Source organism: Streptomyces sp. NPDC059524 (genome assembly GCF_042749255.1).
GTDB classification, from domain to species: Bacteria; Actinomycetota; Actinomycetes; order Streptomycetales; family Streptomycetaceae; genus Streptomyces; species Streptomyces xanthii.
Genome location: NZ_JBHYTK010000130.1, coordinates 1 through 8,616 on the forward strand (window position 1 = coordinate 1; position 8,616 = coordinate 8,616).

General features: G+C 73.2%; 10 protein-coding genes. 7 read left to right on the plus strand and 3 right to left on the minus strand.

Translation table 11 applies throughout. The features are described 5' to 3' along the window. Positions 1–148: 148 nt before the first annotated feature. Positions 149–1,048, minus strand: a complete 900-nt coding sequence (locus tag ACFW9D_RS28935) for a hypothetical protein (protein ID WP_384626603.1) — start codon at positions 1,046–1,048, stop codon at positions 149–151. Here ACFW9D_RS28935 and ACFW9D_RS28940 point away from each other — a divergent pair. Beyond that, entirely contained in the window at positions 1,019–1,804 is a 786-nt protein-coding gene (locus ACFW9D_RS28940; protein WP_223206446.1) for a tetratricopeptide repeat protein, read from the plus strand. The two genes, ACFW9D_RS28935 and ACFW9D_RS28940, sit on opposite strands and share 30 nt — an antisense overlap. 80 nt (positions 1,805–1,884) lie before the next feature. Here the strand turns inward: ACFW9D_RS28940 and ACFW9D_RS28945 are convergent, their stop codons facing one another. Next, positions 1,885–3,180, minus strand: a complete 1,296-nt coding sequence (locus ACFW9D_RS28945) for a DUF1015 domain-containing protein (RefSeq protein ID WP_188339712.1) — start codon at positions 3,178–3,180, stop codon at positions 1,885–1,887. A gap of 72 nt (positions 3,181–3,252) precedes the next feature. Between ACFW9D_RS28945 and ACFW9D_RS28950 the strand changes: the two genes are divergently transcribed. From ACFW9D_RS28950 to ACFW9D_RS28965, 4 genes are read left to right on the plus strand one after another with little or no spacing between them, the layout of a single operon-like run. Further along, on the plus strand, positions 3,253–4,308 hold the full coding sequence (locus ACFW9D_RS28950; RefSeq protein ID WP_384626572.1) for an HAD hydrolase-like protein: 1,056 nt from the start codon (positions 3,253–3,255) through the stop codon (positions 4,306–4,308). Between the two features lie 58 nt (positions 4,309–4,366). Continuing rightward, positions 4,367–5,425, plus strand: a complete 1,059-nt coding sequence (locus tag ACFW9D_RS28955; RefSeq protein ID WP_384626575.1) for a FecCD family ABC transporter permease — start codon at positions 4,367–4,369, stop codon at positions 5,423–5,425. Continuing rightward, positions 5,422–6,480 (plus strand): FecCD family ABC transporter permease, encoded by a 1,059-nt coding sequence (locus ACFW9D_RS28960; protein WP_384626577.1) that lies wholly within the window; start codon positions 5,422–5,424, stop codon positions 6,478–6,480. Before ACFW9D_RS28955 ends, ACFW9D_RS28960 begins: the two co-directional genes overlap by 4 nt. Continuing rightward, a complete protein-coding gene (locus ACFW9D_RS28965) occupies positions 6,477–7,340 on the plus strand; it encodes an ABC transporter ATP-binding protein (protein WP_188339716.1) in 864 nt (287 codons plus the stop codon). Before ACFW9D_RS28960 ends, ACFW9D_RS28965 begins: the two co-directional genes overlap by 4 nt. Here ACFW9D_RS28965 and ACFW9D_RS28970 read toward each other — a convergent pair. Beyond that, positions 7,324–7,671: an SCP2 sterol-binding domain-containing protein gene (locus ACFW9D_RS28970; RefSeq protein ID WP_384626579.1), complete on the minus strand. Its 348-nt coding sequence runs from the start codon at positions 7,669–7,671 to the stop codon at positions 7,324–7,326. The two genes, ACFW9D_RS28965 and ACFW9D_RS28970, sit on opposite strands and share 17 nt — an antisense overlap. A 42-nt stretch (positions 7,672–7,713) precedes the next feature. Between ACFW9D_RS28970 and ACFW9D_RS28975 the strand changes: the two genes are divergently transcribed. After that, complete coding sequence (locus ACFW9D_RS28975; protein ID WP_384626581.1) at positions 7,714–8,025, plus strand: hypothetical protein; 312 nt, start codon at positions 7,714–7,716, stop codon at positions 8,023–8,025. Between the two features lie 52 nt (positions 8,026–8,077). Next, positions 8,078–8,616, plus strand: a 539-nt coding sequence (locus ACFW9D_RS28980) for a TlyA family RNA methyltransferase (protein WP_384626582.1), incomplete at its 3' end; no start/stop codon positions are given.

Genomic DNA, 8,616 nt, shown 5'->3' on the forward strand with positions numbered 1-8,616 from the left:
TGTGGGTTTGTCGCCCCCCCCCCAAATTTTTTGGCCGCACCTTTGGGCCCCAGCTAACAGGCTGGGACCAAAGGGTCCTTTTTTGTTTTGCCGAAGCGCGCCGGTCGGCCGGCTGCGCGAGAATGACTGCGGTACCGAAGACGAGGAGTCACCGATGTCCCCCAACTCTCCCGACGAGCGACCGGAGCGCGATCAGCGCCGCCGGGACAGTGGTGACCGCGGCGGAAACCGCGGGCGGGACGACAACCGCGGTGGTGGCGGTGGCGGCTTCCGTGGACGTCGGGATGACCGGCCCTCGTACGGTGACCGTGATCGGGATCGTGGGCCGCGTCGTGACGGTGACCGCGACCGCCCGGCCTTCCGCCGTGACGATCGCCGGGACGACCGGCGCGATGACCGTCGGGACGAGCGTCCGTCGTACGGGGACCGTGGTGGTTTCCGTGGGCGGGACGACAACCGTGGTGGTGGCGGTGGCGGCTTCCGTGGACGTCGGGATGACCGGCCGTCCTACGGTGACCGTGACCGGGACCGCGGGGACCGGCCCTCGTTCCGCCGTGATGATCGGCGCGATGACCGCCGTGACGAGCGTCGGGACGAGCGTCCGTCGTACGGGGACCGTGGTGGTTTCCGTGGGCGGGACGACAACCGTGGTGGTGGCGGGTTCCGCGATCGTCGGGACGACCGGGCGCCGCGTTCGTACGGTGACCGCGACCGTGACCGGGATCGTGGGCCGCGTCGTGACGGTGACCGCGACCGGCCGCCGTTCCGCCGTGACGACCGGCGCGATGACCGCCGTGATGACCGTCGGGACGAGCGTCCGTCGTACGGGGACCGTGGTGGTTTCCGTGGGCGGGACGACAACCGTGGGCGTGGGCCGCGTCGGGACGACCGGGGCGGGCGTCCCGGTGGGTTCCGTGGGCGCGACGACCGGCGTGACGACCGTCGGGACGACCGGCGTGGCGGCGGCGGTGGACGGTTCCGTGACGAGCGGGACCGCGACCGGGAGCCGATCAAGCGGCTGCCGATCCCCGAGGACGTCACCGGGCACGAGATCGACAAGGACGTGCAGCAGGAGCTCCAGTCCTTGCCGAAGGGGCTCGCGGAGGACGTCGCCAAGAACCTGGTGATGGTCGCCCGGCTCATCGACGAGGACCCCGAGGGTGCCTACGGCTACTCCAAGGTCGCGCTGCGGCTCGCCTCGCGCGTCGCCGCCGTCCGTGAGGCCGCCGGTTTCGCCGCGTACGCGAACCAGAAGTACAGCGAGGCGCTGGCCGAGTTCCGTGCCGCGCGTCGGATGACCGGCAACATCGAGCTGTGGCCCGTCATGGCCGACTGCGAGCGTGGGCTCGGGCGGCCGGAGAAGGCGCTCGACATGGCCGGTGCGCCCGAGGTGCAGAAGCTCGACAAGGCCGGACAGGTCGAGATGCGGCTCGTCGCGGCCGGTGCGCGCCGTGACATGGGGCAGCTGGACGCGGCCATCGTGACGCTGCAGAGCCCCGAGCTGGCCTCGAACTCCGTACAGCCGTGGACCGCGCGGCTGCGCTACGCGTACGCCGACGCGCTGCTGGCCGTCGGGCGTGAGGGCGAGGCGCGCGAGTGGTTCGCCAAGGCCGTCGAGGCCGACAAGGACGGCAGCACGGACGCCTCCGACCGGCTGGCGGAGATGGACGGTGTCGACTTCGTGGACGCGTTCGACGACAGCGAGGACGACGGTGCCGAGGCGGCGGAGCCGGCGCGTGCGGACGACGAGCACGGCGACAGCGGCGACAGTGCTGACGGTGAGGACGACCGGGACGTGAAGTAGGTCGCGCAGTAGGTAGGCCTCGGCCTGGGCGGGCGGGTTCCCTTCGGGGAGCCCGCCCGTTCGGCGTTTCCGGCTGGTGCTCAGTCCGTGAGGTCGGTCAGAGTGCGCAGGACCAGGCCCGTGGCCGGCTTCGGGCCGAAGGACGTGGACTTGCGGGGCATGGTGACGCCCTGCCGGGCCAGTTCCCGTACGACTTCCTCGCGGACGGGGTGCATGAGGACGGCCGTGCCGCCGTCGCGGCGGGCCTTGGCGACCGTCGCCGCCGTGTCGTGGATGTACGAGATCTCGGCGGGGGAGTCCTCGCGGATGTGCCAGACGTGGCCGAGGAGCGTCGAGTGGAGCACGGTCGCGTCCAGGGTGCGCCAGGCCTGCGGGCGGTTCGCCGGGACCGTGCGGTCCAGGAGCGCGGGGTCCGGCCGGTCGAGCAGGTGGTACGTGTCCTCGGGGCCGCCGGCGAGCAGGAACGCGTTGCCCGCCGACGCGGCCTCGGCCAGTTCCTCCATCGCGTGGGTGAGGGGGCCCGGGATCTCGCGGACGCGGAAGTGGGTGCGGGCCGCCGCCAGGGCCTCGTCGAGCGGGAGCCGGTTCAGGAGGCGGTGGATGGCGCGGACGCGCAGCGGGTAGCGGGCCGTGTCGACGAGGAGGACCAGACCGTAGTCCCACGGGGTGGGGCCGGAGTGCTCGGAGCGGAGCCGGAGATAGGTCGCCCAGCGGTGGTGGCCGTCGGCGATCAGGGCCTGGTGGGTGGCGAGATCGGCTTGGATTCGCTGCTGTTCGGCCGGGTCGGTGATCGCCCAGAGGCGGTGCGCGAAGCCGTCCTCGGTGGTGGTGGCCAGGAGCGGGGCGCCCTGGACGGTGCGCTCGATGACGGCCGTCGCGCCGGTCGCCCGGCCGTTGCCCCGGTAGGTCAGGAGCAGCGGTTCGAGGTTCGCTGCGGCGGTGCGCATCAGGCCCGCGCGCTCCTCGACGACGTGCGGCATGACGTCCTCGTGGGGCAGGACGACGCCCTCGGACGGCTCGGACAGGCGCAGGGCGCCGATCAGGCCGCGCTGGAGGAGGTCCCCGCCGCGCTGCTCGTAGACGTAGAGCGCCGGTTCGGCGTCGGGGGCGAGGACGCCCTCGGCGAGCCAGCGGCGCAGGGTGGCGGCCGCCTGGTCGTTGCGGGACTGCGGGCCGGCCGCGGGGCCCGCCTGCGGCAGGATCAGGCGGACGATGTTGTGCGGGTCCGCGCTCTGGAGCTCCAGCAGGCCGTCGGGGCGGACCACGACGTCGTACGGGGGTGAGGTCACGGCGGCGAGGCTGCCTACCCGTTCCGGGACGTACCGCACTCCGCGGAAGGGGATCAGGTCGAGGCCGCCGTCACCTGCAGTGTTCATCCGTGCATCGTACGAGTGTCAGAGGCGTGGGGGATGATCGGGGGAGTGAGTTCGAGCGAGGAGCGATACGGGATGAGCCAGAGTGCGAGCGGGGCGGCCGAGGGCGTTTTCCGGGGGCGGCCCGCGGGCAGCGCGCGGGCGTTGAGCGAGGCGTACGACACGGCGCTGCTCGATCTCGACGGGGTGGTGTACGCGGGGGGCCAGGCGATCGCGCACGCCGTGGAGTCGCTGGCGGTGGCACGGTCCGGGGGGATGGCGCTGGCGTACGTGACGAACAACGCGCTGCGTACGCCCGGGGCGGTCGCCGAGCATCTGACGGAGCTCGGGATCCCGACGGGGGCGGACGATGTGATCACGTCGGCGCAGGCGGTGGCGCGGCTCATCAGTGAGCAGGTGCCGGCCGGGTCGCGGATCCTCGTGATCGGCGGGGAGGGGCTGCGGGTCGCGCTGCGCGAGCGGGGGCTCGTGCCGGTCGACTCGGCGGACGAGGACCCTGCGGCGGTGGTGCAGGGGTACGGGGGGCCGGAGCTGGCCTGGGGGCGGTTCGCCGAGGCCTGTTACGCGATCGCGCGCGGAGTGCCGTGGTACGCGTCGAACACGGACCTGACGATTCCGAGCGCGCGGGGCATCGCGCCGGGGAACGGGGCGGCGGTCGAGGTCGTGCGGATCGCGACGGGGGCGGAGCCTCAGGTCGCGGGGAAGCCGTTGCCGCCGATGCACCGGGAGACGATCCTGCGGACCGGGGCGCGGATGCCGCTCGTGGTGGGGGACCGGCTCGACACGGACATCGAGGGGGCGTTCAACGGGGGTGTGGACTCGTTGCTGGTGCTGACCGGGGTGACGGACGGTGCGGGGTTGCTGGCCGCGCCGCCTCGGCACCGGCCCACGTATGTGGACGTGGATCTGCGGGGGATGCTGACCGGGCAGCCGGAGGTCGTCGCGTCGGGGGACGGGTTCTCCTGTGGCGGGTGGACCGCGGTGGCGGGGGAGCGGGAGTTGGAGCTGAGCGGGGAGGGTTCGGCGATCGACGGGTTGAGAGCGCTCTGTGGGGCGGCCTGGAGTGCGGGCGGCGACGGGGAGTGCGGGCTGGACTCGGGGAAGGCGCTGGCCCGGGCCGGACTCGGGTGACGGTCGGGCCGCGCACCTCCAGAACCTCCGGGTGGCAGGGTAGGCTAACCTAACCTTCGTGTTGGTTGACAGTCCTTCAGGAAGCCGTGCGGGGGTCGTTGCCGCCCCCGTGCCGCCGCGCCCAGGGCGCCGTACCGCGATCCGTACGGCCGGGCTGCTCGTGTCGCTGGTCGTGCTGGCCGCCGTGCTCGTGGCCAGCATCGCGATCGGGGCCAAGCCGCTCTCGGTCGAGCAGGTCTGGCACGGGCTGTTCCAGGACACCGGGCGGTACGCCGATGTCGTCGTCGGGGAGCGGATCTCGCGCACGCTGCTCGGGCTGCTCGCCGGGGCCGCGCTCGGGCTCGCGGGCGCGGTGCTGCAGGCACTGACCCGTAACCCGCTCGCCGACCCCGGCATTCTCGGCATCAACATGGGCGCGTCCGCCGCAGTCGTCACCGCCATCAGCTTCTTCGGTGTGACCTCGCTGAGCGGCTACGTCTGGTTCGCCTTCGTGGGAGCCGCCGCCGTCGGCGCCCTCGTCTACGTGCTCGGCGGCACCCGCAACGCGACACCCGTACGGCTCGCGCTCGCCGGCACCGCCGTCACCGCCGCGCTCTCCGGCTACCTCTACGCCGTGATGATCAGCGACGACATGGCGCTCAACCGGATGCGGTTCTGGCAGGTCGGCTCGCTGGCCACCGCCACCATGGGGACCGTCCGGCAGGTCCTGCCGTTCATCGTCGTCGGCATCGTCGTCGCGCTCGCCCTGGCCAGGCCGCTCAACGCCATGGCCATGGGCGACGACACCGCCCGCGCGCTCGGCGCCCGCCTCGGCCGCACCCGCGCCCTGAGCATGGGCGCCGCGACCCTGCTGTGCGGGGCCGCCACCGCCGCCTGCGGGCCCATCGTCTTCGTCGGCCTGATGGTGCCGCACATCGTGCGCTCGTTCACCGGCCCCGACATGCGCTGGATCCTGCCCTACGCGGCGCTCCTGTCTCCGGTGCTGCTGCTCGGCGCCGACGTCGTCGGCCGGATCGTCGCGCGCCCCGCCGAGCTCCAGGTCGGCATCGTCACCGCCGTGCTCGGCGCGCCCGTGTTCATCCTCCTCGTACGACGCCGGAAGTTGGCCCAGCTGTGAAGGCGACAGAAGCGAAGCGTCCCGGGACGCGTGCGATACGGACCCCGGGCGGGCTCTCCGTCCGCGTCGGCCTGCGGTCCACCGTCGTCGTGGTGCTGCTCGTGGTGGCCGCGCTCGCCGCGGCCGTCGTGCTCATCGGCACCGGCGACTTCGCGATCCCGGCCGGCGACGTGCTGCGGACGCTGGCCGGACAGGGTGACCCGGGGCAGGAGTTCATCATCAACGACCTGCGGTTGCCGCGGGTCCTCGTCGGCCTGCTGGTCGGCGGCGCGCTCGGCCTGTCCGGAGCGCTGTTCCAGTCCATCTCGCGCAACCCGCTGGGCAGCCCCGACGTGCTCGGGCTCGGGCAGGGCTCGACCGCAGGCGCCCTCGTGATGATCGTCGTCTTCGGCGGGAGCGCCACCCAGGTCGCGTTCGGCGCGCTGGTCGGCGGACTCGTCACCGGCGCCGCCATCTACGTACTGGCGTGGAAGCGGGGCGTGCACGGGTACCGGCTCGTGCTCGTCGGCATCGGCGTCTCCGCGTTCGTCACCGCCGTCAACGGCTATCTGCTCACGAAGGCCGACTTCGTCGACGCGGCCCGCGCCACCGTCTGGATGACCGGCTCGCTCAACGGGCGCGACTGGGCGCAGGTCTGGCCGCTGCTCGCGCTGTTCGCCGTCCTCGTGCCGCTCGTCGCCGTGTACGCGCGGCCGCTGCGGATGCTGGAGATGGGCGACGACGCGGCCGGCGCGCTCGGCATCCGCGTCGAGCGGACCCGGCTCGTCCTGCTCGTCGCCTCCGTCTTCCTCACCGCGGCCGCCACCGCCGCCGCCGGCCCCGTCGTCTTCGTGGCGCTCACCGCCCCGCAGATCGCCCGCCGGCTGACCCGCTCGCCCGGACCGAACCTGATGGCCGCCACCTGGCTCGGCGCCACCCTGCTGATCGTCGCCGACCTGGCCTCGCAGCGGGCCTTCGGCGCCGACCAGCTGCCCGTCGGCGTGGTCACCGGTGTCGTGGGCGGCGGCTATCTGCTGTGGCTGCTGGTCACCGAGCGCAAGGCGGGCCGGATATGAGCGACGCGACCGCGCGCGGCCCCCGTACGAATCGAAGGAGCACCTCTGTGAACAGGCTGTCCGCCGACGCCGTGACCCTCGGCTACGACCAGCGGGTCATCGCCGAGCAGCTGTCCGTCGAGATACCCGACCACTCCTTCACGGTGATCGTGGGCCCCAACGCCTGCGGCAAGTCCACCCTGCTGCGCGCCCTGTCCCGGATGCTGAAGCCGAGCGCCGGCCGGGTGCTGCTCGACGGCCAGGTCATCCAGTCGATGCCCGCCAAGAAGGTCGCCAAGACGCTCGGGCTGCTGCCCCAGTCGTCCGTGGCGCCCGACGGCATCACCGTCGGCGACCTCGTCGCCCGCGGCCGCTACCCGCACCAGGGCCTGCTGCGCCAGTGGTCGGCGGAGGACGAGCGGGTCGTCCGCGAGTCCATGGAGTCCACGGGCGTCGCCGAGCTCGCCGACCGGTACGTCGACGAACTGTCCGGCGGTCAGCGCCAGCGCGTGTGGATCGCCATGGCGCTCGCCCAGCAGACCCCGCTGCTGCTGCTCGACGAGCCGACCACCTACCTCGACATCCAGCACCAGATCGACGTCCTCGACCTGTGCGCCGAGCTGCACGAGGAACAGGGCCGCACGCTCGTCGCCGTCCTGCACGACCTGAACCACGCCGCCCGGTACGCGACGCACCTCATCGCGCTGCGCGGGGGCGAGGTGATCGCCGAGGGGGCGCCGAAGGAGATCGTCACGGCCGAGCTCGTGGAGCGGCTCTTCGGGATGAAGTGCCAGGTCATCGATGATCCGGAGACCGGTACGCCGCTGGTGGTGCCCGCCGCGCGCAAGGCGCGCAAGCAGGTGGCTACAGCAGCGTCCTGAGGCGCAGCAGATCGCGGAACGAGGCCTCCAGGCGGACCCGGCCGGAGGCCCACGCCTTCGCGAAGTTCAGCTCGCCGTCCACCATCGCCACCAGGTCGTCGCCCGACATCGCGAGGCGGATCTGCGCCTTCTCCGCGGGCGGTCCGGGGCGGGTGTCGAGCACCACGATCCGGCCGTCCTGGAGTCGGCCGGAAAACGTCACGTCCAGGTCGGTGATGCGGCAGCTCAGCGAGCGGTCGAGCGCGGCAGCCGCCCGCACGTCGCCGTCGGCGCGCGTCATGCTCTCGGAGAGTTTTTCGAGTGCGGCGCGGCACTCCTCGATCGTGGCCATCGCGATCGACGGTACACCGGGGCTTCGCGGTAGCGTCGGGGCATGAGCGAGACCCCCGCCGAAGCCCCCGCCGCGGCCGCGGCCGAAGTCCCGGCCGAAGCCCAGGCCGCCGGACCGGAGCCGTCGTACGAGCCCGCGGCCCCCGCCCCGCTCGGCATCGGGCGCACCCCGACCGGGCACGCCGAGGTGGACGCCCAGCTGGACCGGCTCGCCGACGTGGACCACCTCGCGGCCGACGGGCACGCCGAGGTGTACGAGGATGTACACCAGGGCCTGCGCTCCGCGCTCACCGCGCTCGACGCACGCCCCGTACCGTCCCCGCACTCCCACCCGTCTCCCGACCACCGCCCCTGAACGAGGCCCGATGGGCCACCCCCTGATTGGAGCTGAACCGACCGTGGCAGGTGTGGCACGTCGCCGCCTCGACGCCGAACTCGTCCGCCGCAAGCTGGCCCGCTCGCGCGAGCACGCCAGCCAGCTGATCGCCGCGGGGCGGGTCACCGTCGGCAAGACCGTCGCGACCAAGCCCGCGACCCAGGTGGAGACGGCCGCCGCGATCGTCGTCGCCCAGGACGACGGCGACCCCGAGTACGTCTCGCGCGGCGGGCACAAGCTCGCGGGCGCCTTCGCCGCGTTCGTCCCGCAGGGGCTCGTCGTCGAGGGGCGCCGGGCGCTGGACGCGGGCGCGTCCACCGGCGGTTTCACCGACGTGCTGCTGCGCGCCGGCGCCGCCCACGTCGTCGCCGTCGACGTCGGGTACGGGCAGCTCGCCTGGTCCCTGCAGAGCGACGAGCGCGTCACCGTCAAGGACCGTACGAACGTACGCGAGTTGACGCTGGAGACCATCGACGAGGTACCCCTGGGCCACGTGGGCGGCGAGCGTTGGTTAAAGCCCCGGGGGCGCGTGCTGGGCGGGCGCCTACGCTGGGCCGCGCCGGTGGCCGC

Bases quoted from the DNA above. Each gene is read 5' to 3' on its own strand.
- ACFW9D_RS28965 (WP_188339716.1), top strand. From the start codon at position 6,477: ATGAGCGACGCGACCGCGCGCGGCCCCCGTACGAATCGAAGGAGCACC.
- ACFW9D_RS28945 (WP_188339712.1), bottom strand. From the start codon at position 3,180: ATGAACACTGCAGGTGACGGCGGCCTCGACCTGATCCCCTTCCGCGGA.
- ACFW9D_RS28970 (WP_384626579.1), bottom strand. From the start codon at position 7,671: ATGGCCACGATCGAGGAGTGCCGCGCCGCACTCGAAAAACTCTCCGAG.
- ACFW9D_RS28950 (WP_384626572.1), top strand. From the start codon at position 3,253: ATGAGCCAGAGTGCGAGCGGGGCGGCCGAGGGCGTTTTCCGGGGGCGG.
- ACFW9D_RS28975 (WP_384626581.1), top strand. From the start codon at position 7,714: ATGAGCGAGACCCCCGCCGAAGCCCCCGCCGCGGCCGCGGCCGAAGTC.